The 21,136-nt window shown below is 54.2% G+C and carries 20 protein-coding genes and 2 tRNA genes; 6 read left to right on the top strand and 16 right to left on the bottom strand.

The features are described 5' to 3' along the window. Positions 1 to 9: 9 nt before the first annotated feature. The 4 genes from HYQ67_RS14265 to mdtK all read right to left on the bottom strand — a co-directional run bounded on the left by HYQ67_RS14265 (position 10) and on the right by mdtK (position 2,738). Positions 10 to 423 (bottom strand): PTS sugar transporter subunit IIA domain-containing protein, encoded by a 414-nt coding sequence (locus HYQ67_RS14265; protein WP_202304345.1) that lies wholly within the window; start codon positions 421 to 423, stop codon positions 10 to 12. 397 nt (positions 424 to 820) lie between these two features. Further along, positions 821 to 897, bottom strand: a tRNA-Val gene (locus HYQ67_RS14260). Positions 898 to 915: 18 nt separating this feature from the next. Next, a tRNA-Val gene (locus HYQ67_RS14255) sits at positions 916 to 992 on the bottom strand. Positions 993 to 1,364: 372 nt separating this feature from the next. Further along, entirely contained in the window at positions 1,365 to 2,738 is a 1,374-nt protein-coding gene (gene mdtK / locus HYQ67_RS14250) for an MdtK family multidrug efflux MATE transporter (protein WP_202304344.1), read from the bottom strand. Between the two features lie 248 nt (positions 2,739 to 2,986). On the opposite strand from mdtK, the gene HYQ67_RS14245 reads away from it, so the two are divergent. Beyond that, positions 2,987 to 3,628, top strand: a complete 642-nt coding sequence (locus tag HYQ67_RS14245) for a riboflavin synthase subunit alpha (RefSeq protein WP_202304343.1) — start codon at positions 2,987 to 2,989, stop codon at positions 3,626 to 3,628. Positions 3,629 to 3,662: 34 nt separating this feature from the next. Here HYQ67_RS14245 and HYQ67_RS14240 read toward each other — a convergent pair whose 3' ends face one another. From HYQ67_RS14240 to punC, 5 genes are all read right to left on the bottom strand, one after another. Beyond that, positions 3,663 to 4,586: a LacI family DNA-binding transcriptional regulator gene (locus tag HYQ67_RS14240; protein ID WP_202304342.1), complete on the bottom strand. Its 924-nt coding sequence runs from the start codon at positions 4,584 to 4,586 to the stop codon at positions 3,663 to 3,665. A 50-nt stretch (positions 4,587 to 4,636) separates the two neighbouring features. Beyond that, positions 4,637 to 6,028: a glycoside hydrolase family 1 protein gene (locus HYQ67_RS14235; RefSeq protein ID WP_202304341.1), complete on the bottom strand. Its 1,392-nt coding sequence runs from the start codon at positions 6,026 to 6,028 to the stop codon at positions 4,637 to 4,639. Between the two features lie 49 nt (positions 6,029 to 6,077). Beyond that, on the bottom strand, positions 6,078 to 7,397 hold the full coding sequence (locus HYQ67_RS14230) for a PTS sugar transporter subunit IIC (protein WP_202304340.1): 1,320 nt from the start codon (positions 7,395 to 7,397) through the stop codon (positions 6,078 to 6,080). A gap of 362 nt (positions 7,398 to 7,759) precedes the next feature. Beyond that, the gene (gene cfa, locus HYQ67_RS14225) at positions 7,760 to 8,908 is read right to left on the bottom strand and encodes a cyclopropane fatty acyl phospholipid synthase (protein ID WP_202304339.1); all 1,149 of its coding nucleotides are present in this window, start codon (positions 8,906 to 8,908) and stop codon (positions 7,760 to 7,762) included. A gap of 305 nt (positions 8,909 to 9,213) precedes the next feature. Further along, complete coding sequence (gene punC, locus HYQ67_RS14220; protein ID WP_202304338.1) at positions 9,214 to 10,410, bottom strand: purine nucleoside transporter PunC; 1,197 nt, start codon at positions 10,408 to 10,410, stop codon at positions 9,214 to 9,216. 114 nt (positions 10,411 to 10,524) lie between these two features. On the opposite strand from punC, the gene punR reads away from it, so the two are divergent. Continuing rightward, positions 10,525 to 11,463 carry a DNA-binding transcriptional activator PunR gene (gene punR / locus HYQ67_RS14215; RefSeq protein ID WP_202304337.1) on the top strand — a complete coding sequence of 313 codons (939 nt, stop codon included), beginning with the start codon at positions 10,525 to 10,527 and terminating at the stop codon, positions 11,461 to 11,463. On the opposite strand, the gene purR is transcribed toward punR, so the two are convergent. Next, positions 11,460 to 12,485: an HTH-type transcriptional repressor PurR gene (gene purR, locus HYQ67_RS14210; protein WP_202304336.1), complete on the bottom strand. Its 1,026-nt coding sequence runs from the start codon at positions 12,483 to 12,485 to the stop codon at positions 11,460 to 11,462. The two genes, punR and purR, sit on opposite strands and share 4 nt — an antisense overlap. A 295-nt stretch (positions 12,486 to 12,780) precedes the next feature. Between purR and cydH the strand changes: the two genes are divergently transcribed. Beyond that, positions 12,781 to 12,870 carry a cytochrome bd-I oxidase subunit CydH gene (cydH, locus tag HYQ67_RS14205; protein WP_202304335.1) on the top strand — a complete coding sequence of 30 codons (90 nt, stop codon included), beginning with the start codon at positions 12,781 to 12,783 and terminating at the stop codon, positions 12,868 to 12,870. A gap of 276 nt (positions 12,871 to 13,146) precedes the next feature. Here the strand turns inward: cydH and sodB are convergent, their stop codons facing one another. Next, positions 13,147 to 13,725 (bottom strand): superoxide dismutase [Fe], encoded by a 579-nt coding sequence (gene sodB / locus HYQ67_RS14200; RefSeq protein ID WP_202304334.1) that lies wholly within the window; start codon positions 13,723 to 13,725, stop codon positions 13,147 to 13,149. 122 nt (positions 13,726 to 13,847) lie between these two features. Further along, the gene (locus tag HYQ67_RS14195) at positions 13,848 to 14,675 is read right to left on the bottom strand and encodes an NlpC/P60 family protein (RefSeq protein ID WP_202304333.1); all 828 of its coding nucleotides are present in this window, start codon (positions 14,673 to 14,675) and stop codon (positions 13,848 to 13,850) included. A gap of 359 nt (positions 14,676 to 15,034) precedes the next feature. Here HYQ67_RS14195 and grxD point away from each other — a divergent pair, with 359 nt between their 5' ends. From grxD to HYQ67_RS14180, 3 genes are all read left to right on the top strand, one after another. Continuing rightward, on the top strand, positions 15,035 to 15,379 hold the full coding sequence (gene grxD / locus HYQ67_RS14190) for a monothiol glutaredoxin 4 (protein ID WP_202304332.1): 345 nt from the start codon (positions 15,035 to 15,037) through the stop codon (positions 15,377 to 15,379). 145 nt (positions 15,380 to 15,524) lie between these two features. After that, positions 15,525 to 16,907 (top strand): phenylalanine transporter, encoded by a 1,383-nt coding sequence (pheP, locus tag HYQ67_RS14185; protein ID WP_237391253.1) that lies wholly within the window; start codon positions 15,525 to 15,527, stop codon positions 16,905 to 16,907. Positions 16,908 to 16,940: 33 nt separating this feature from the next. Further along, positions 16,941 to 17,840 (top strand): EamA family transporter, encoded by a 900-nt coding sequence (locus HYQ67_RS14180; protein WP_202304330.1) that lies wholly within the window; start codon positions 16,941 to 16,943, stop codon positions 17,838 to 17,840. 93 nt (positions 17,841 to 17,933) lie between these two features. Here HYQ67_RS14180 and rnt read toward each other — a convergent pair whose 3' ends face one another. The 4 genes from rnt to HYQ67_RS14160 all read right to left on the bottom strand — a co-directional run bounded on the left by rnt (position 17,934) and on the right by HYQ67_RS14160 (position 21,109). After that, positions 17,934 to 18,593: a ribonuclease T gene (gene rnt / locus HYQ67_RS14175; RefSeq protein WP_202304329.1), complete on the bottom strand. Its 660-nt coding sequence runs from the start codon at positions 18,591 to 18,593 to the stop codon at positions 17,934 to 17,936. A gap of 96 nt (positions 18,594 to 18,689) precedes the next feature. Continuing rightward, positions 18,690 to 19,097 carry a lactoylglutathione lyase gene (gene gloA, locus HYQ67_RS14170; protein WP_202304328.1) on the bottom strand — a complete coding sequence of 136 codons (408 nt, stop codon included), beginning with the start codon at positions 19,095 to 19,097 and terminating at the stop codon, positions 18,690 to 18,692. Positions 19,098 to 19,356: 259 nt separating this feature from the next. Further along, positions 19,357 to 20,454, bottom strand: a complete 1,098-nt coding sequence (locus tag HYQ67_RS14165; RefSeq protein ID WP_202304327.1) for an alkene reductase — start codon at positions 20,452 to 20,454, stop codon at positions 19,357 to 19,359. Positions 20,455 to 20,509: 55 nt separating this feature from the next. After that, positions 20,510 to 21,109: a TetR/AcrR family transcriptional regulator gene (locus HYQ67_RS14160; RefSeq protein ID WP_202304326.1), complete on the bottom strand. Its 600-nt coding sequence runs from the start codon at positions 21,107 to 21,109 to the stop codon at positions 20,510 to 20,512. Between the last annotated feature and the right edge of the window lie 27 nt (positions 21,110 to 21,136).

The following is a 21,136-nucleotide window of genomic DNA, read 5'->3' as shown; positions in this document are numbered from 1 at the left end:
TTCTCTCCGTTAGTCAGAAGATTGTTGTGTTATCAATGCGTTGATGAAAACTATCGATTCCCGGGCCGCATGGGTGGCATAAACAACCGCAGCTTCTGTGCTTTCCTCTTCGCAGAGTAAAAATTCCAGAAGCAGGGTCAGATTGACGCCCGCCACAACGTATACGTTGCGGTGAAGCATCAGCGCCCTGGTGGCACAGTTGTTCACGCTGCCGCCCAGCAGATCGGTAAACACCACGACCTCTTCGCCATTGGCCTCAGCGATAAGCTGTTCAAGCGTCTGGTCAAGCTGTTCCGTGGTGGTGATATCATCGCCGTAGGCGCAGACCGGCCTGATGCCGTGTTCGTCACCTATCAGCAGCGATAAACTGTCAACCAGGCCACGCGCGAACTGGCCGTGGCTGGCTACATAGACATGGCGCACTCGTTTCCCCTTTCATTCAGCTAGTCATATCCTGAGAAAGCAAAGGGTGTGCCAAAGTTAAAAGATCTCTATTATCAGTTGATTAGGTTTAATGGTTCACACTAGCCAACAGAAATATTGGCACTTAGTGACTCGACAGGGGCATAAACTGGCAGATGGAATGAGGATGTTGCGTGGGGACGGCTACGTTGAGCGAAAGGTTATGGCATCCGTGTTAATAAAAAATGCAGCGTTGTATTTCCTGGGGGCGTTACGGGAGCAATCGATAAAACCGGAGGAAGATAAAGTTTTTTACAGAGAATAAGATGGCTATGCTTTTGCGGATTAACTGAAAGCAGAGGGCAGGCAGGGGGTGTTTTTTTAATCGAGGTGGTAAAGCGGCTGAGTATTTTCATCATGGTGCGTCCGAGTGGACTCGAACCACCGACCCCCACCATGTCAAGGTGGTGCTCTAACCAACTGAGCTACGGACGCACTGTATGAAATATTAAATGGTGCGTCCGAGTGGACTCGAACCACCGACCCCCACCATGTCAAGGTGGTGCTCTAACCAACTGAGCTACGGACGCATCATGTTGTCTGGCGACAACGGGGACGAATATTAGCGGCAGCCCCCGCTGCTTGCAAGCTGAAATCCTTAATTATCACTAAGTTTTCACTCGATTGCTGAGCAACTGTGCAGTCCGTTGAAAAAGTAGCCGCCCAACGGGCCGATATCCGTGGATGAGCATAAACATCATCCATCGTTAACGGTTGTTGTGTCGGATGACGCTGCGCTTATCCGACCTACGAATACTGAGCAACTGCGCAGCACGTCGAAAAAATAGCCGCCCAGCGGGTGAACATCATCCATTGTTAACGGCTGCTGTGTCGGATGGCGCTGCGCTTATCCGACCTACGAATATTATTCAAAAGCCACGACAAAGCTGGCTGACGGATTTTTATCGCGCCGCGCGCTGCAAAATTGTGATGGACGGCTGACGCTGCAGCCAGCGCATGCGCAGCATCATCATGATTGCCGCGGAGGTCAGGCCGATAATAAAGCCCATCCAGAAGCCGGCAGGCCCCATCCGGTCGACGACCAGGTCGGTCAGCCCCAGAATATAGCCGCTCGGCAGCCCCAGCACCCAGTAGGCAATAAAGGTGATGAAGAAGATCGAGCGGGTGTCTTTGTAGCCGCGCAGCACGCCGCTGCCGACAACCTGAATGGAGTCGGAAATCTGGTAGACCGCCGCCAGCAGCATCAGCTGGGCTGCCAGAGCCACGACTTCCGGGTTGTCGTTGTAGAGCAGGGCGATAGGTTCGCGCAGGGTAATGGTGAACAGCGCGGTGCAGACGGCCATGCAGACGCCAACGCCTAATCCCGTGCGGGCCGCGGTCTGTGCGTCCAGCGTGGAGCCCTGGCCAAGACGGAAACCGACGCGAATGGTCACCGCGGCTGCCAGCGACATCGGCAGAACGAACATCAGCGAGCTGAAGTTAAGGGCTATCTGGTGTCCCGCAACGTCCACAATGCCCAGCGGCGAAACCAACAGCGCCACCACGGCGAACAGGGTGACCTCAAAGAACAGCGCCAGCGCTATCGGCAAACCGAGCTGGGTCAGACGTTTCATCACCTGCCAGTCCGGCGTGCTGAAACCAGCAGGGTTACGGATATCCCTCATTGAACGGGCTTTGCGCACATAGGAAATCATGCTGAAGAACATGACCCAGTAAACCGCGGCGGTCGCAACGCCGCAGCCGACGCCGCCCAGTTCCGGCATCCCCAGATGGCCATAGATAAAGACGTAGTTCACCGGGATGTTAACCAGCAGGCCGATGAATCCCATGACCATGCTCGGCTTGGTTTTTGCCAGGCCTTCACACTGATTACGCGCAACCTGGAAGAACAGATAGCCCGGCGCGCCCCACAGCAGCGCACGCAGATAGCCCACGGCTTTCTCTGCCAGCAGCGGATCCATATTTTTCATCGAACCGATGATGTAGCCGGCGTTCCAGAGGACCACCATGATAAGCACGGAGACAAAGCCCGCCAGCCAGAATCCCTGGCGAACCTGATGCGCAATGCGCTCGCGTCGGCCGGAGCCATTGAGCTGCGCGACAACCGGCGTTAACGCCAGCAGCAGGCCGTGGCCGAAAAGGATTGCGGGCAGCCAGATGGAGGTCCCGATGGCCACCGCGGCCATGTCTGTGGCGCTGTAGCCGCCGGCCATCACCGTATCGACAAAGCCCATCGCCGTCTGAGCGACGGAGGCAAGGATGACGGGTATCGCCAGCGCTAAAAGCTGGCGAGCTTCTATAAAGTACTTCTGCATAAATACACCTGATTATTATTAGTATTAGGAACACTAAGAGGCCGCCATAGTTGGCAGCAAAAAGGACAAACAGGGGAAAGATCCAGACTATTGTAGCGGCAGTTAATTAAATCGCCAGACAAATAATGGTGGGGCAGTGATGATGACTGGCAAGCTTTTTTTCCAACTGCTATTGTGCTGCTCACGGATGCATGCGTTTGCTTTATCTGGCAAACGGTGCCACTTATTGACTTGCCCGGAGCTTTAGGATGTTTACTGGTATTGTACAGGGTACCGCGACCCTGGTTTCCATCGATGAAAAACCAAATTTCCGCACCCACGTTATCGAGATGCCAGAAGAGATGTTGCCTGGCCTTGAAACGGGTGCGTCGGTCGCCCACAACGGTTGCTGTCTGACCGTTACGGAGATTAACGGCAATCACGTGAGCTTTGACCTGATGAAAGAGACGCTGCGCATCACTAATCTGGGTGAGCTGGCGCCAGGCGACTGCGTGAACGTTGAGCGCGCGGCGAAATTTAATGATGAAATCGGCGGCCATTTGATGTCCGGCCATATCATGACTACCGCCGAAGTGGCGAAGATTTTAACCTCAGAGAATAACCGTCAAATCTGGTTTAAGATTCAGGACAAGAGCCTGATGAAATATATCCTGCACAAAGGCTATATCGGTATTGATGGCATTAGCCTGACGGTAGGGGAAGTGACCGCGACCCGATTCTGCGTCCATTTAATTCCGGAAACCTTGCAGCGCACGACGCTGGGTGCAAAGAAGCTCGGCAGCCGCATTAATATCGAAATCGACCCGCAAACTCAGGCGATAGTCGATACGGTTGAGCGCGTACTGGCGCAGCGTGAAGCAGCGCTGGAAGCCATGCTGGCAAAAGAATAATTTCTGAGGCGGGTAAGCTCTTACCCGCCTTCAGTCAGGCAAGCAATAAACTTCCCCGCACCAGATCGCTCTCATGGCGCTCGCCCAGCAGCAACGCCACGGCCCGACGGGCGATATTTTCCAGCGAATACTCAATGGCCGGAATAGCGTTTGTCCCCGGCAGGCGAGTTGAGCCGTCCAGGCTAAAGACCAGCACTTTTTCCGGCACGAAGAGCTGGTATTGATTGAGCATCGTGATGGCTTCCTGCGCCTGGCTGTCGTTGGTGACCAGCAGCGCAGAAAATTTCACCCCGCTGTTGACCAGTTTTTGCAGGGCAATACGCACCGACGGTTCGTTTTCGATAACCAGCTGGCGATTAAACGGCACCGCATAGTTATGCAGCGCCTGGCGGTAGCCGTCAATGGTCTGTAAAGCCGCATCACCACCGGAAAAGTTAACCAGCGCAATATGTCTGCGCTGCTGTGAACATAGATAATGCACGGCCGTTTCTACGGCAAATACCCGGTCGCACTGCACGCTGTTAGCCGTTGAAGCGCTCAGGCTGTCGATCAGAACGACGTCGCCGTCAAGCGCAGGCAGAGTGAACCTGGCACCCACCACGACCAGCGCATCGCACAGGCCATGTGACAGCTCGTCCACCGCGTTCAGGACGCTCTCCGCGTCGTTAGCGAAGCGCAGCAGAAGATGCTTGCGATGCTCCTTTAGCTGTTTTTCCAGCGCCTGCAGATAACCGGTAGACTGCTGGATATGTTCGGTCGCGCAAATCACCCCGATACAGTTTGTCGACTGGCTGCTCAGCGACTGGGCGATGGCATTGGGCGTGTAGTTCAGAATTTCAGCGGCGCGCAGTACGGCCTGGCGACTGTCCTCTTTTACGCCGCGGCTGCCGCTCAGTACCCTTGAGACGGTAGCTTTCGAAACCTGCGCAAGGCGCGCAACATCATTGATATTCGACATTCTTGTTACCTGCACGACATAAGGCGGGCCGCACAGGCCCGCACAATTTTTTAGCCCCGGTCTTCAAAACCGTTTTTTGCTGCCGTTTCGCGGAACCACTCGCCGCTCTTCTTGATGGTGCGCTTCTGGGTTGCCAAATCCAGCGAGACGAAACCATAGCGGTTTTTATAGGCGTTACACCACGACCAGTTATCAATAAACGTCCACATATGGTAACCGAGGCAGTTGCTGCCTTCGCTGATGCCCTTATGCAGCCATTTCAGGTGATCGCTGACGAAATCGATACGATAGTCATCCTGAATCTGCCCGTTCTCATCAAAGCGCTTTTCGTTTTCAACGCCCATGCCGTTCTCAGAGATATAGCAGCGCGGATTGCTATAGTTTTCGCGCAGGTTGGTCAGGATATCGTAGATCCCTTCTTCATAGATTTCCCAGCCGCGATAAGGGTTCATTTTGCGGCCGGGCATTTCGTAGGCCTCAAAGAACCACTCCGGCATAAACGGGCTGTCCGGGTTGACTAGCGAGTCGCGGCACTTTATGCGGCGCGGCTGGTAGTAGTTAATCCCGAGCAGATCGACCACGCCCGCGGCAAGCAGGGCTTTATCTTCTGGCTGACAGGCCGGGAGCTGGCCGTGTTCTTTGAGCAGGGCAACCAGCTCCTGCGGATATTCGCCGCGCAGCGCCGGGTCCAGGAAGCTGCGGTTGAACATCAGATCGGCAATGTTGGCTGCTTTCACGTCGGCAGGATTCTGCGAACGGGGGTAAGAGGGCGTCAGGTTAAGGATGATGCCAATTTCGCCGCTGTCGTTACGTTCGTGATAGGCCTTCACCGCCAGCGAGTGGGCCAGCATCGTGTGGTAAGCAACGGTTGCGGCACGTTTGAAATCCACCACGTTTGGATAGTGGAAGTCGTATAAATAGCCGCCTTCAACCGGAACAACCGGCTCGTTAAAGGTGAACCAGTGCTTCACCCGGTCGCCGAACAGCTCGAAGCAGGTTTTCGCATACTCGCCGTAAGCCGTGACAACGTCACGATTTTCCCAACCGCCAAGCTCTTGCATTACCATCGGCATATCAAAGTGGAAGAGGTTGATAAACGGCGTGATGCCCTGTGCGTGCAGCTCATCAAAAATCTGGTTGTAGAATTTGACCGCTTCCGGATTGACGTCACCACGACCCTGTGGAATCAGGCGCGCCCAGGAAATCGAGGTGCGGAACGTATTGTGGTTCAGCGCCTTGAGCAGGGCGATATCCTGTTTCCAGTTCTGGTAAAAGGTGGAGGTGTCCGCCGGGCCAACGCCGTTGTGGAAGCGTGTTGGCTGCTCCGCAAACCATCGATCCCAGATGGTTTCCGATTTACCAAAGTTAAGCGTTTCGCCTTCGGTCTGCGGCGCGGAGCTGGCGCTGCCCCACCAGAAATTATCAGGAAATGCATATTTCATTACTTCTTCCTCTTTGGACGTGCCTGCCAGACCGGCAGGCAATAAATGTTCAGTTGGCGGTAATCGGGCTTTCTTGTTCCTGCGCGCCACGCTCTTCGTCCTGCCTGAGCAGGGTACGTTCGTAGGCTTTCAGGAACGGGTAATACATCACAGCCGACATCGCCATACAAATCAGGCACATGATTACGGGACTTACCGCCCAGTTTGCGGCCCATGAGGCTCCGATTGGCGCGGGCGTCGTCCACGGCGTCAGTGAAACGACCTGGGCAATCCAGCCTAGTTTGGTGGCGATGTACGCAAGCGTGGCGTTAATCATCGGCACCAGCGTGAACGGCAGGAAGAACACCGGGTTCATAATAATCGGCGTGCCAAAGAGAATGGGTTCGTTAATGTTGAAGAGGCTGGGAACAACGCCCATTTTGCCAATGGTACGCAGATGCACGGCGCGGCTGCGCAGCAACAGGAAGGCCAGCGGCAGCGTCGACCCCACGCCGCCAATCAGCAGGTAGTGGTCCCAGAAGCCTTGCAGATAGATATGCGGCAGGGCTTCTCCCGCCGCAAGCGCGGTCTGGTTGGCCGAAAGGTTTGCCATCCAGAACGGGTTCATAATGCCGGTGACAATCAGCGCGCCGTGAATACCGGCAAACCACAGGATCTGGCAGATAAACACGGAGATGAGAATGGCGGGCAGCGAATCAGAGGCCGAAACCAGCGGCGCCAGCAGGTGCATGATCGCCTCCGGTAAAATCATGCCGGTGGTGGCTTCCAGCAGCAGGTTGAGCGGATGAAGGGTAAAAACAATCACCACGACGGGGATCAGGATTTCAAAAGAACGTGCAACGCCCGTTGGCACTTCTTTTGGCAGACGAATCGTTATATTGCGACGCTTAAGCAATGCGTACATTTCGCTGGCGTATATCGCTGTGATCAGCGCGGTAAAAATGCCCTGGCCGGAGAAATACTGCGTCGAGATGTGCCCGTCTTTATAGGGGGCGGCGACCAGAAGAAAGGCCATAAATGACAGAAGCCCGGTCATAACCGGGTCGAGCTTGTAGTGTTTCCCGAGGCTTGCGCCGATACCGACCGAGATAAAGAACGTCATGACGCCCATGCTGAGGTTAAACGGCAGCATGAGCTGCTCGCGGTAAGTCTGCGAGAAGCTAAGCCAGCCGCGGGCAAAGCGCCAGCTGCTGTCCGGGGAAAACGGAGGGAAAATAAAAACCAACAGGAAAGAACCAATAATCATAAACGGCAGGGCGGCGATAAACCCGTCGCGGATCGCAATAACGTGGCGCTGTGAGCCCATTGCGCCTGCCAGAGGTGTAATTTTTTGCTCAATCACATTGACCATATTTTGGTACATGCTCATGGCGGTATCCTTGCTGATGTTTTGAAAAGTTCAGCGATTTTGAAACAAAACGGAAACCGGTTTCCATGACTTGTGATGAGAATTGCTGGCGGGATCAAACTCGGGGTGTTTTACGCGAAAGAAGCGTGATAATGATCACTGTTTGTTATGAATTTGCTGCAATAAAACGTTAAAAAACCCGGCCAGCGCCGGGGCCTGACTGATGACAAACCTAAAGCGAATGCACTTCGCAAAGATCTCACCGAATAAATAACAAGGAAAATCAATTCATTGATTTTCACCTGCTTATCACAAAGAAGGAAAAACCACGCTTTTTCCTTCTTTGTCAGCAATCTAACCCCGGCTAGCGCCGGGGCCTGACGCTAACGAGGCACCCGCAGTCCGTTTTCAACGCCGCGGCTGAAAACAACCTGCCAGAGCTGAATATCCCTGGCGCGGAACGCACCGGCACAGGCATTCAGGTAGTAGCTGAACATGCGTTTGAAACGTTCGGAATAGTTATCGGCGATTTCCGGCCAGCTGGCATGGAAACGTTCGTCCCACGCGATCAGCGTTCTGTCGTAATCGGCTCCGAAATTGTGCCAGTCTTCCATCACAAAGTGACCTTCGCTGGCTTCGGCAATTTGCCGTACGGAGGGCAGGCAGCCGTTCGGGAAGATGTATTTATCGATCCACGGATCGACATTGTTATCTGTTTTATTGGAGCCGATGGTGTGCAACAGGAAAATACCGTCCGGCTTCAGGTTGCGGTCTACCACGTTGAAATAGGTGGCATAGTTTTTTGGCCCGACGTGTTCAAACATGCCCACCGAGACGATTCGGTCGAACTGCTCGTTCAGGTCGCGGTAATCCTGAAGCAGGATGGTCACATCCAGGCCGGCGCAGCGATCCTGAGCCATTTTCTGTTGTTCAGCCGAGATGGTGACACCATGCACTTTCACTCCGTAATGACGGGCAGCGTATTCCGCCAGACCGCCCCAGCCGCAGCCGATATCCAGCAGGGTCATGCCCGGCTCCATATGCAGCTTGTCGCAGATCATTTTCAGCTTGGCATCCTGCGCTTCGCCAAGCGTAGTTGCCTCTTTCCAGTAGCCACAGGAATATTGCATATGCTCATCGAGCATCCGGCTAAAGAGATCGTTACCGAGATCGTAGTGCTCTTTGCCCACTATCCAGGCCCGTTTCTTATTTTGCAGATTAAATACCCGGGCGGCGGCAATACGCAGCGTGTCTTTTAAATGGCGAGGGAGCTGGTGCTCCAGACCGGCACGAATGACCTTATTGAAAAAAGCATCCAGGCGTTCGCAGTCCCACCAGCCGTCCATAAAGCTTTCGCCCAGGCCGAGCGATCCTTCTTGCAGGACGCGTCTAAAAAAATCGGGGTTTTTTACCTGAATATCAAAGGGATGTGGACCATTAACGGTGATCCCTGCCCGGGTGAGCATTTCGTTCGCAATACGATACCATTCGTTATCTCGTATGCTGACTTCTTCTATACACGATGAACTCATAGCTTCTCCAACACCTTCTGTGTGAGGAACCTTAAAACAGCGTAGACGCTATTTTGGGTATGTGAGAAATCTCACGGAAAAATCCGCGTGCCTGATATCCGACGTAGGAAAGAGAAAGGGGCAAATGCCCGCTAAATATATTGAGAAAACAAATAAAAAAACGGGAGCACTAAGGCTCCCGTTATACATTCATTATAATAGTGCTAACCGAGCCGCTAATGAGTATAAGCCTGGAAATCAGATGATTCAACGCTTTATCGTTAGCAGGCTAATAACATGTTTATTATATTATCGCCCAGGTTATTTTACGATTGCTGATGGGCTTCCCGAGCTTCCCAGGCCGCTTCGCTTTTGCTGCGCTGGAGCAGGTAACCCAGCGTTGCCAGCACAATGGTGGTCAGCATGACGCTGGCGGTGGTTAACAGCGGCGTTGCGACCAGCCAGGAGACCATCAGGCTTGCAAAGAAGCACAGACCAAGCTGCAGGGTATTTTGCAGGGCCGCTGCTTTTCCCGTTGCCTGCGGGAAAGGCAGAAGGGCTGAGGCAACCACAATCGGGTAAATCGCGCCGTTGGCCATTGCCATGATGCAGAACGGAATCAGAAGCAAAGTCAGGTTTGCGTGTCCGCTGACCGCCACGCCCCAGGTGCCGAGAATGCTGAGCGTGTAGAGCGCCAGCAGCCACGGCAGCATCTGTTTTCCCCGCCATTTTTGCAGCGCGCTACGACAGCCGTAACCACCAATCAGGAAGGCGATAGTCTGCGGCATGTAGCTCAGACCGATGGCCGCCGGGCTGTAACCCATCTCATTCAGGATAAATGGCGAACCGGTCAGCCAGGCGAAGAAGCTGGCCGAGCAGGCCGCATAAATCAGCACGTTGCCGCTATAAACGCGTGAACGCAGCAGTGATAGAAAGCTCACCTTATTCTCTTCGGTCTGTGGATGGTGCTGGGTACGCGGTTTTAGACGCAGGGTCGGCACCATCAGCACCAGGGTGATAGCAAACAGGGTGGCAAAGATTGCCTGCCACTCGAAATGGTTGAGGATCCAGCTGCCCAGCAGCGGAGCCAGCGCCGGAGAAAGACCCACCAGCGGCATAATCGTCGCGAAAATACGGTTAGCGCGGCTGGCCGGATAATAATCCGTCACCAGTGCCTGCCAGCTTACCGCCGCTGAACAGACGCCCACGGCCTGAATAAAGCGCAGCACCAGCAACGTGGTGGCGTTTTCCACCCACAGCATGCCCAGACAGCTGGCGGCGAAAATACTTAGACCGGCAAGCAGCACAGGCTTACGTCCGAAGCGATCGGACATCGGCCCCCACATCAGCTGCGCGAAGGCAAAGCCCGCTAAAAACAGGCTAAGGCTGGCGCTGACCGCAGAGGCCTCGGTGTTCAGATCTTGCTGGATGGCGGCGAAAGCAGGTAAATACATGTCGGTGGCAAGGAAACCCAGCACGCTCAGACCGGCGAGCCAGATAAGAAATCCTTTTGATGGTTGCATAGTTATCTCTTGAATGATTTGCAGGTAATCAGCGCCGGAGTGTACGGAGTGCAAACTGGCTTGTGAAACGCTAATATTTGTAGATTGCGTTCAAAAATTTTGCAGGCAAAAATTATGTGGTCTGAATATTCGCTGGAAGTTATCGACGCCGTTGCGCGCAACGGCAGTTTCAGCGGCGCGGCGCAGGAGCTGCACCGCGTTCCGTCTGCTATCAGCTATACGGTGCGGCAGCTTGAGGAGTGGCTGGCCGTTCCGCTGTTTGAACGTCGTCATCGGGATGTCGAACTGACCCCCGCAGGGCGCTTCTTTTTGAAAGAAGGCCGTTCTGTTATCAAAAAAATGATGGAGACACGGCAGCAGTGCCAGCAGATCGCAAACGGATGGCGCGGCCACCTGGCCATCGCCGTCGATAATATCGTCAAGCCGGAGAGAACCCGCCAGCTGGTGCTCGACTTTTATCGTCACTTCCCGGATATCGAACTGCGTATTTTCCAGGAGGTCTTTAACGGCGTGTGGGACGCGCTGGCCGACGGGCGCGTGGAAGTGGCTATTGGCGCCACGCAGGCTATTCCCGTCGGGGGGCGCTATGCGTTCCGTGATATGGGCACGCTCAACTGGCGGTGTGTGGTGGCTGCCAGCCATCCGTTAGCACAGCGGGAGGGGGCGTTGAGCGATGAAGATCTGCGCGCATGGCCGTCGCTGGTGCTGGAGGATACCTCTCGTTCATTGCCAAAGCGAATTACCTGGCTGCTGGATAACCAGCATCGCGTGGTTGTCCCGGACTGGCAGTCCGGATCGGACTGCCTGAGCGCCGGGCTATGCATCGGCATGGTGCCGTCACATATTGCCAAACCGTGGTTAGAGTCAGGGAGATGGCACGAACTGGCGCTGGAGAATCCCTTCCCGGATGCGGCCTGCTGCCTGACCTGGCGGCAAAATGATGCCTCACCGGCGTTAAGCTGGCTGCTGGAGTATCTGGGGGACAGTGAAACGATGAACCAGGAGTGGTTAAAAGAGCCTGAAACGGGCGTCCAGGCTCCTGATGAAGCTTAGCGGCGATAGTCGCGGAACGGGCCGTCGGCAACGGAGCGGCGTTCAATGAGGCGCGGATGCACTTCAATGGTCTGCGACTCTTCGCGCTTATTGACGATACGGTCCAGCAGCATGCCGAACGCCGTTTCACCCAGCGAATCTTTTGGCTGGTGGATGGTGGTCAGCGCCGGTGTGAAATAGCGGGCGTTGCGCACGTTGTCATAGCCGATGACAGAGATATCCTGCGGGACACGCAGGCCCATCTCATCCGCCGCGCAAATCGCCCCCATCGCCATGATATCGCCGCCGCAGAACACGGCGGTCGGGCGGTGTGACTGCCCGAGAATTTGCTGCATGGCGCGGTAGCCGGACTCCGGCTCGAAGTCACCCTGGACTATCCAGTTTTCAGGAACGGTAATGTTGGCTTCCTGCAATGCCTGCATAAAGCCCGCATGGCGTCCACCGCCGGTGTTACGTTCCATCTGACCTGGAATGGCACCAATCTCTCGGTGGCCGCGTTCAAGCAGGTAGCGGCCGGCCAGATAACCGCCGCGGAAGGCGTTATCCACCACTGAGTCGGTAAAGTCGGCGCGAGCTTCGCCCCAGTCCATAACAACCATGGGAATGTGGCGGTACTCTTCCAGCATGGTCAATAAACTATCCGGGTATTCCGAACACATCACCAGCAGGCCGTCTACGCGCTTCTGCGCCATCATCGAGAGGTAGGCGCGCTGCTTTTCAAAGTTGTTGTGCGCGTTGCCCAGAATCAGCGTGTAGCCTTTTTCAAAGCAGCTGTTTTCAACGGCTTCGATAATTTCCGCAAAGTAAGGGGCTTCGCTGGAGGTGGCCAGCAGGCCAATCGTTTTGGTGTGATTCACTTTCAGGCTGCGCGCCACGGCGCTTGGCGAATAATGTAATTCCTTAATAGCCGCCCATACCGCGTTGCGTGTTTCTTCCGCCACAAAGCGGGTTTTGTTAATAACATGTGATACGGTTGTAGTGGAAACGTTTGCGCGCTTCGCCACGTCCTTGATTGTCGCCATTAGATATCACTCCAGGCCATATCATAAACTCCTGATAATTCTTCTGTTAAACGTTTGCGCTCGCTAACTCCTGGGCAACTTTTTGAGTTGCGGGCCTGTCGGGAAGTCGACATACAGCGGGAGGAGGGCGTTGAATTGAGAGTACGCAGTAAATTAGCGAAGGATTTTGGCGCATCTTTCAGGAAAGTGGAAGAGGGAAAGCTAATATCATCATAAATCCAGGAGGATTTTTGTCGCTCGTTGTGGGAAAATCCCCGCAACGCACTCTTTTCAGGGTTATACAAAGGAGATATCAATGAGCACCGATCTGAAATTTTCCGTTATCACAACGGTTATCGTACTGGGCCTGATTGTCACAGGCGCTTTAACCGCCGTTCTGCACTGATTAAAATGGGCCGCATTTGCGGCCCATACAGACTGATGACGAACTTATACCGAATGAAATTCGAAAAGATCTCACCGAATAAATAACAAGGAAAATCAATTCATTGATTTTCGGCTGCTAACCACAAAGAAGGAAAAATCACGTTTTTTCCTTCTTTGTCAGCAATCTAAATGGGCCGCTTTTGCGGCCCATTGCTTTATGGCTGGGTAACTTCCGGTGGATGGCGCTGATCGCTTATCCACCCTACGCGTAGCGCAGCGTCATTTGACTCAGGTGTTAAGCCAGATTCTTCGCAACAAACTTCCAGTTCACCAGCGCCCAGAAATGCTCAAGGTAGTTTGGACGAGCATTACGGTAATCGATGTAATAAGCATGTTCCCACACATCAACGGTCAGCAGCGGCTTCGCGTCAGTGGTCAGCGGTGTGCCGGCATTGGAGGTGGAGACGATGGCCAGGCTGCCGTCTGCGTTTTTAACCAGCCAGGTCCAGCCCGCGCCAAAGTTTTTCACCGCCGCATCCGTAAACTGCTGCTTAAAATCTGCGAAGCTGCCGAAGGCTTTATTAATCGCGCTCAGCAGGTCACCCGTTGGCTCTCCGCCCGCGTTTGGTGCCAGGCAATTCCAGTAAAACGTGTGGTTCCACACCTGGGCTGCGTTATTGAATACCCCACCGTCAGAAGAACGTACGATCTCTTCGAGTGATTTACCTTCAAACGCCGTGCCCTTCACCAGGTTGTTCAGGTTGGTGACGTAGGTTTGATGGTGTTTGCCGTAATGGTATTCCAGGGTTTCGGCTGAGATATGCGGTGCCAGGGCATCCTTCGCATAGGGTAATGCAGGTAGTTCGAACGACATTGCTTAACTCCTTATTATTGTTGATGACTATAAAACCACACTTAGTGTGGTTTTAGGGTAACAAATTGAAAGGATAAGCAAAAGGGGGAGACCACCCACTCTTGTTAGAGTGGGTGGTAAGTTCAGCGAATGGTTTTTGGCGTCATGACGCGGCGAGCGCCGACATAGTGGCGCTGCCAGTAATCTTCACTCAGGGAGGTTATCTGAATATCACGGCCGGTACGGGGAGACTGAATAAATTTGCCGTTGCCAACATAGACGCCAACGTGATCGGCCGTTCCGCGCCCACGGGTGCGGAAGAAGACCAAATCGCCGCTTTGCAACTCGCCACGACCCACCGCAGCAGCATCGCGCAGGTGATACATTTCGTTAGCCGTACGAGGGATGCGGAATTTGACCAAATCTTTATAAGCGTAATAAACCAGGCCGCTACAGTCGAAGCCCGTACGAGGCGAGGTACCTCCCCAGCGGTAAGGCTTTCCAATCTGATTCATTAATTTGTTCATCGCTGTTTTCTGCGCCTTCAGCACGCGGGCTTTATGGGCCTGAGCAATAGTCAGATTTTTATCTGTCTTCACCGTGGTGCATTTAGCCTTGTGGCCTTTGCGCGCTTTGGTGCAGTGCTGGGCTGCAGCGATGGTTTGAGTTTTGCTAACCGGAGTGGTTTTCTTAAGTGATTTTTTGCTGCTGGCTGTTGCGAGGGGTTTACTTTTAACGTCCGTCTTTTTCTTTTTAACCGCAGCGACTGATTGACTGCTGGACTTCTTAGTGGTGGAACTCGCTTTTATTTTACTCTTGCTGGTTTTGTTTTTTACTGTGCTCTTCTTGGCCGCGTGTGCTTTTTGAGCGGAAGCAGAGCGCGCGTGCTCTGAGGCATGCGTCAATGGCGTTAATGGCAAGGTAAATAGCAGAGCACAGAGCGTGATAGATCTTTTTGTTATCCGCGCCACTCAACAATCCCCTGGTAGATGAAGACACGATGAAGACCATCATGCCAACGTATGATTTTCTAAACCCGTCAATTCTAATCTATAAGAAGCCTGAAAGTTAACAGACTTTTCCCGCGCTAAGGGTATTTCGTTACCGTCCGCAAAAAAATTAACCGATAATCGGGCTAATAAGCAATTTATTGATCGAGATTTGGGTATTTTGGCAATTGGCGGCCCAGGGAAAAGTGTTATTCTTAATCCATGTTTGGCGTCCGCCGCACGCGGCGAAATACCCCTTAAAAAATTGGTGTTTTCGCGCGGGGGCGCTACTCGTTACAATGGCAGACTACTGCCGTAAAAAGGTTTGAGGAAGCATGACAATGAGCACAATCGAAAAAATTCAACGCCAGATCGCCGAGAATCCTATCCTGCTGTACATGAAAGGTTCTCCGAAGTTGCCAAGCTGCGGTTTCTCCGCCCAGGCCGTACAGGCGCTTTCCGCCTGTGGCGAGCGCTTCGCCTATGTCGATATTCTGCAGAATCCGGACATCCGTGCAGAGCTGCCTAAATACGCTAACTGGCCAACCTTCCCGCAGCTGTGGGTAGACGGCGAGCTGGTGGGTGGCTGTGACATCATCATTGAGATGTATCAGCGTGGCGAACTTCAGCCGCTGATCAAAGAGACGGCTGAAAAGCATAAGTCAGAAGAGCCAGACGCGGAATAATCCTCCCCGGCTGTACAAGAACCCGCCACTTATCCGGCGGGTTTTTTTATGTCGTCTTTCTCGCACCTTGCCACTCCCGTCCTCAGGTGTTAAAAGGTGCCCCCTTGAATGAAAGAGACAGGAGAGCGGCGTGAAGGACACGTCTTTGGCGTCAGGGCAGATCGGTCAGGATGCAGCGCATGAAGAAGAGCAGGTACTCAAACGCGGCCTGCAAAATCGCCATATTCAATTGATTGCCCTCGGCGGGGCGATTGGCACCGGATTATTCCTCGGTATTGGTCCGGCGATTCAGATGGCCGGGCCGGCCGTCCTGCTGGGCTACGCGGTGGCCGGTATTATTGCCTTTCTGATTATGCGCCAGCTCGGTGAAATGGTCGTTGAGGAGCCGGTATCAGGTTCGTTCTCCCATTTTGCTTATAAATACTGGGGGCCGTTTGCTGGCTTCCTCTCCGGCTGGAACTACTGGGTCATGTTCGTGCTGGTGGGGATGGCAGAACTGACCGCCGCCGGTATCTACATGCAGTACTGGTTCCCCGGCGTGCCAACGTGGATTTGGGTCGCCGCTTTCTTCGTTATCATCAACGCGGTCAACCTCGTGAACGTCAAGCTTTACGGGGAAATGGAGTTCTGGTTTGCGCTGATTAAGGTGCTGGCCATTATCGGGATGATTGGCTTCGGTATCTGGCTGCTTGCCTCAGGCCACGGCGGCGAAAAGGCGACCCTCCATAATCTCTGGCAGCATGGCGGTTTCTTTGCCACCGGCTGGCACGGGCTTATCCTGTCGCTGGCGGTGATCATGTTCTCCTTTGGTGGCCTTGAGCTGATTGGCATCACCGCCGCCGAAGCACAAAACCCGCAAACGACCATCCCGAAAGCTATTAATCAGGTCGTCTATCGCATCCTGCTGTTCTATATTGGTTCGCTGGTCGTGCTGCTGTCGCTTTATCCCTGGGTGGATGTTAAATCCAGCAGCAGCCCGTTCGTGATGATTTTCCACGAGCTGGACAGCAACATCGTGGCTTCTGCGCTGAACTTCGTCATTCTGGTTGCCTCTTTGTCGGTCTACAACAGCGGCGTTTATTCGAACAGCCGCATGCTGTTTGGCCTGTCTATCCAGCGTAATGCGCCAGCCTTCCTTGCGAAGGTCAACCGGGGCGGCGTGCCGGTCTATTCGCTTATCCTCTCCGGGGCGATCACCTCGCTGGTGGTGGTGCTGAACTATCTGCTGCCTCACGATGCCTTTGGTCTGCTGATGGCGCTGGTGGTCGCAACGCTGCTGCTTAACTGGATAATGATCTCGCTGGCACACCTGAAGTTTCGCTGCGCGATGCGCCGCAAAGGCCGGGAAACGCGCTTCAGGGCGCTTCTGTATCCGTTTGGTAACTATCTGTGCATCGCCTTTATGATGATGATTCTGGTGCTGATGTGTACCATCGATGACATGCGCCTTTCGGCCATGCTGTTACCGGTCTGGATTATCTGTTTGTTTATCGCGTTTAAGCTTTCTCGCGGCAAGAAGGTTCGTTGAGTGCAGGGCCATGAATAAAAAAGGGCAGAGGAAATGAGTGTAAGTCGGAAAGGGATGCTGTATGTGCTGTTTGCCGCCGTGCTGTGGGGCAGTTCCGGGGTTTGCGCCCAGTACATCATGGAGCAAAGTCATATCTCCTCGGAGTCGCTGACGATGTTGCGCCTGCTGTTTTCTGGTCTGATTCTTTTGACACTGTCGTTTATGCACGGTGACAAGATATTTGCGGTGTTCAGGCATCGCCAGGATCTCATTTCGCTGCTCATTTTTACGGTATTCGGCGCGCTGATAGTCCAGCTCACGTTTTTGGTGACCATCGAGAAGTCCAACGCGGCGACCGCGACGATACTGCAGTTTCTCTCACCAACCATCATCGTGGCCTGGTTTGCTCTGGTGAAGAAAAAACGTTCCGGGAAGCTGGTATTTGCGGCGATCGGCACGTCGCTGGTGGGCACGTTTTTACTGGTGACGCACGGCGACCCAACCTCACTGACTATCTCCACCGCGGCGCTGTTCTGGGGCATTGCTTCGGCCTTCTCCGCCGCGTTCTATACGACCTATCCCTCGGCGTTGATTGCGCGCTACGGCACTTTACCCGTGGTGGGCTGGAGTATGTTGCTGGGTGGGGTCATGCTGATGCCGTTCTACGCCAGCCAGATCGGCAGCTTTACCGCCAGCGGCGGCGCACTGTTTGCCTTCTTCTATCTGGTGGTGGTGGGGACGGCCATTACCTTCAGCCTGTACCTGACCGGCGCGCAGATGATTGGTGGGCCAAAGGCGAGCATACTAAGCTGCGCGGAGCCGCTAAGCAGTGCCTTTTTGTCCGTGCTGCTGCTTGGGGTGTCGTTCGCGGTGCCGGACTGGATTGGCTCGCTGCTGATTATCTCTTCGGTGTTGCTGATTTCGCTGGACACGCGCGGGAAACTTCACGGCTGAGGATTTTGTCGGATGGCGCATTCGCTTATCCGACTTACGTATTCACTGATTTGTAAGGTGGATAAGCGAATGCGCCATCCACCGTTTCTGCTATTAAGCCTCGGGCGTTTCCTGTTCGGGCAGCGGCAGCGGCCAGCCGCCTAAACGCTTCCAGCGGTTGACGATTTCACAGAACAGCAGGGCGGTTTGCTCGGTGTCATACAGCGCCGAATGCGCCTGGCTGCTGTCAAACGGCATACCTGCGGCGATGCAGGCTTTCGCCAGCACGGTCTGACCAAGGGACAGCCCGCTGAGAGCCGCGGTATCAAAGGTGACGAACGGATGGAACGGGTTACGCTTTAATGATGCCCGCTCTGCGGCAGCCATCGTAAAACTGTGATCGAAGGTCGCGTTGTGCGCCACCATAATCGCGCGGTTACAGCCGCTGTCTTTAATCCCCTTGCGCACCATTTTGAAGATGGCATGCAGGGCTTCATATTCGCTGACCGCGCCACGCAATGGGTTATGTGGGTCGATACCGTTGAAGGCCAGCGCCTCAGGCTGCAGGATAGATCCTTCAAAAGGCTCGACATGAAAATGCAGCGTTTCATCAGGCATTAACCAGCCGTTCTCATCCATTTTCAGGGTGATAGCCGCTATTTCCAGCAGGGCGTCAGTTTTGGCGTTAAACCCGGCGGTTTCAACGTCGATGACGACTGGATAAAAGCCACGAAAACGGTCGCACAGGCTATGCAATTGCGTGTTGTCAGACATCAGGATCTCTTAATACGGGGAAAATGCAGCGCGCATTATGGCAAATTTTGCGGAGTGTTGCAGTAACGGGTGCAGGGTGCACCCGTTAACAGGGGATTAGTTGCCCAGACCTTTACCAGCGTCTTTGCTTTCAATGAGTTCGATCTTGTAACCGTCGGGATCTTCAACAAAAGCAATCACGGTGGTGCCGCCCTTAACCGGACCCGCTTCACGAGTCACGTTGCCGCCGTTGTTACGGATGCGCTCGCAGGCTTCGGCTGCGTTATCTACGCTCAGCGCAATGTGGCCGTAGGCGTTGCCCATGTCATAGCTGTCCACATCCCAGTTGTAGGTCAATTCGATGACGGCTTCTTCGGACTCCGGGCCGTAGCCCACAAAGGCCAGAGAGTATTTGTATTCGGTGTTTTCGCTGGTGCGTAGCAGGGTCATACCCAGTACGTTTGTGTAAAATTCGATGGAGCGTTGCAGGTCGCCAACACGCAGCATGGTGTGAAGTAAGCGCATAGAATCCTCTTAGCATTAAACGTTTAGCATCCGAAAACGTTTTGAAATGTGCGGTAAGTATAGCGGCGTTTGCGCGCCGCTCAGACTGAAAACAAACTTAATGATTTCCAGTTTCTGTCAGATACCATTAAACAGATAAACAGGAAAATCAATTTATTGATTTTCGACACCTTCCTGCAAAGAAGGAAAACCACGCTTTTTCCTTCTTTGCCAGCATTTAAAGCGGCGTTTGCGCGCCGCTATCAATCACCTACTAACCTTATAGCGTAGGGTAATCGGTGTAGCCTTCCGCGCCGCCGCCGTAGAAGGATTCCGGGCGCTGCTCGTTCAGGTCGGCGTTGCGGTGCAGACGCTCGACCAGATCCGGGTTGGCGATGTAATCACGGCCAAACGCTACTGCATCAATCAGGCCCTTCTCGATCAGGGACTCCGCTTTTTCTGGCGTATAAGCCCCGGCACCGATGATCACGCCCTTGAAGGTGTCGCGAACTTTCTGACGGAATTCGTCGCTGTATGGCTTGCCGCCGGCCCAGTCAGGCTCGGACATGTGCAGATAAGCGATACCGCGCTTGCTCAGTTCTTCAATCAGATACAGCGCATCGCCTTCTTCATCCGGGCCGTTATCGACGTTCTGGAACGAACCTACTGGTGAGACGCGAATACCAATGCGGTCGGCGCTCCACTCTTTGCTCACCGCATCAACCACTTCCAGTACCAGACGGGCGCGATTCTCGCGGCTGCCGCCATAGGCATCGGTACGATGGTTTGATGAAGGAGAAAGGAACTGGTGCAGCAGGTAGCCGTGAGCGGAGTGCAGCTCAACCAGATCAAAACCAGCGTCACGAGCATTGCCCACGGCCTGACGGAAATCGTTCACGATGCCGGGGATTTCTTCGATTTCCAGCGCGCGCGGCATGGAAGTGTCGACGCGGATCGCGTTGCCATTTTCGTCACGCAGCGAAGTACGGGTTCCGGCAGACAGCGCGGAAGGGGCGACCGGGGCCTGCTGGCCCGGCTGGATGCTGGAGTGAGAGATTCGACCGGTGTGCCACAGCTGCACGGCAATACGACCTTTTTCCGCGTGAACGCCAGCGGTGATTTTCTTCCACGCTTCGATTTGTGCCTCGCTGTGCAGACCCGGGGCACCTTCATAGCCTTTCGCCTGAGCGGAAATCTGCGTCGCTTCGGAAATGATGAGCCCTGAGCTTGCACGCTGGCGATAGTATTCGCCCATCAGTGGGGTAGGGATGTCACCCGGCACGATGCTGCGCAGGCGCGTCAGAGGAGCCATGAAAATACGGTTCGGCGTGGTGATGGCACCCACTTTCAGTGGGGTAAACAATTTATCGGTTGACATAGTTGATCCTTAGAATAGACCGGTCGTCTAGTAATGAAATAAATAAAAAAGCCCGTCAGGAGACGGGCTCCGCAATTAAACGATCCACGTAGATAAATGCGCTTTCCAGCGGCATCGCGCTACGTGAGATCTTCGCCTGCAGGCTGGCACCCAGCCACAGGGCATAAATAGTCTGGGCCAGATCCATCGCGCTGCCGTTGACCATCAGGCTTTTTTCCGCCTGACCTTTCTCCAGCGCGTTGGCCAGCTGGGCGATAATCTGTGCTGCGCCTTTATCGAGCGCGCCACGCATATCTTCCGAAAGGTCGCAGACTTCCGCAGAGAGCTTAACGGTCAGGCAGCTGATGAGGCGGCTGTGCTGGCTGAAATAAGTCAGAGACTCCTGATACCAGCCGAGCAGCTTTTCACGATAGTTTCCTGAACCCTGACAGAAGTGCTGCTGCAGCCGCTGGTTGTACGCTTCGTAGTAGCGCTCCAGCATCACCACGCCAAACGCCTCTTTCGAGCGGAAGTAGTGATAGAAAGAGCCTTTCGGCACGTCAGCGGTCCGTAGCAGTTCGCTTAATCCCATGCCGGTAAAGCCGCGCTGCAGGCAAAGCTGCTCGCCGGTGGCAAGGAGATGTTCGCGAGTATCATGTGCAGGGTTTCTGTTCATGGCAGTCACTGTAATAGACCGGTCAGT

It is taken from the genome of Dryocola clanedunensis subsp. sulfonylureivorans (assembly GCF_016756775.1).
GTDB lineage: Bacteria > Pseudomonadota > Gammaproteobacteria > Enterobacterales > Enterobacteriaceae > Dryocola > Dryocola clanedunensis.
The sequence above is the reverse complement of the archived record's forward strand: the minus strand, read 5'-3'. Positions and strand labels throughout refer to the sequence as shown.

Coding starts and splice junctions, on each gene's coding strand:
- mdtK (WP_202304344.1), bottom strand. CDS start 2,738: ATGCAGAAGTACTTTATAGAAGCTCGCCAGCTTTTAGCGCTGGCGATA.
- HYQ67_RS14245 (WP_202304343.1), top strand. CDS start 2,987: ATGTTTACTGGTATTGTACAGGGTACCGCGACCCTGGTTTCCATCGAT.
- HYQ67_RS14240 (WP_202304342.1), bottom strand. CDS start 4,586: ATGTCGAATATCAATGATGTTGCGCGCCTTGCGCAGGTTTCGAAAGCT.
- HYQ67_RS14235 (WP_202304341.1), bottom strand. CDS start 6,028: ATGAAATATGCATTTCCTGATAATTTCTGGTGGGGCAGCGCCAGCTCC.
- HYQ67_RS14230 (WP_202304340.1), bottom strand. CDS start 7,397: ATGAGCATGTACCAAAATATGGTCAATGTGATTGAGCAAAAAATTACA.
- cfa (WP_202304339.1), bottom strand. CDS start 8,908: ATGAGTTCATCGTGTATAGAAGAAGTCAGCATACGAGATAACGAATGG.
- punC (WP_202304338.1), bottom strand. CDS start 10,410: ATGCAACCATCAAAAGGATTTCTTATCTGGCTCGCCGGTCTGAGCGTG.
- punR (WP_202304337.1), top strand. CDS start 10,525: ATGTGGTCTGAATATTCGCTGGAAGTTATCGACGCCGTTGCGCGCAAC.
- purR (WP_202304336.1), bottom strand. CDS start 12,485: ATGGCGACAATCAAGGACGTGGCGAAGCGCGCAAACGTTTCCACTACA.
- cydH (WP_202304335.1), top strand. CDS start 12,781: ATGAGCACCGATCTGAAATTTTCCGTTATCACAACGGTTATCGTACTG.
- sodB (WP_202304334.1), bottom strand. CDS start 13,725: ATGTCGTTCGAACTACCTGCATTACCCTATGCGAAGGATGCCCTGGCA.
- grxD (WP_202304332.1), top strand. CDS start 15,035: ATGAGCACAATCGAAAAAATTCAACGCCAGATCGCCGAGAATCCTATC.
- HYQ67_RS14180 (WP_202304330.1), top strand. CDS start 16,941: ATGAGTGTAAGTCGGAAAGGGATGCTGTATGTGCTGTTTGCCGCCGTG.
- rnt (WP_202304329.1), bottom strand. CDS start 18,593: ATGTCTGACAACACGCAATTGCATAGCCTGTGCGACCGTTTTCGTGGC.
- gloA (WP_202304328.1), bottom strand. CDS start 19,097: ATGCGCTTACTTCACACCATGCTGCGTGTTGGCGACCTGCAACGCTCC.
- HYQ67_RS14165 (WP_202304327.1), bottom strand. CDS start 20,454: ATGTCAACCGATAAATTGTTTACCCCACTGAAAGTGGGTGCCATCACC.
- HYQ67_RS14160 (WP_202304326.1), bottom strand. CDS start 21,109: ATGAACAGAAACCCTGCACATGATACTCGCGAACATCTCCTTGCCACC.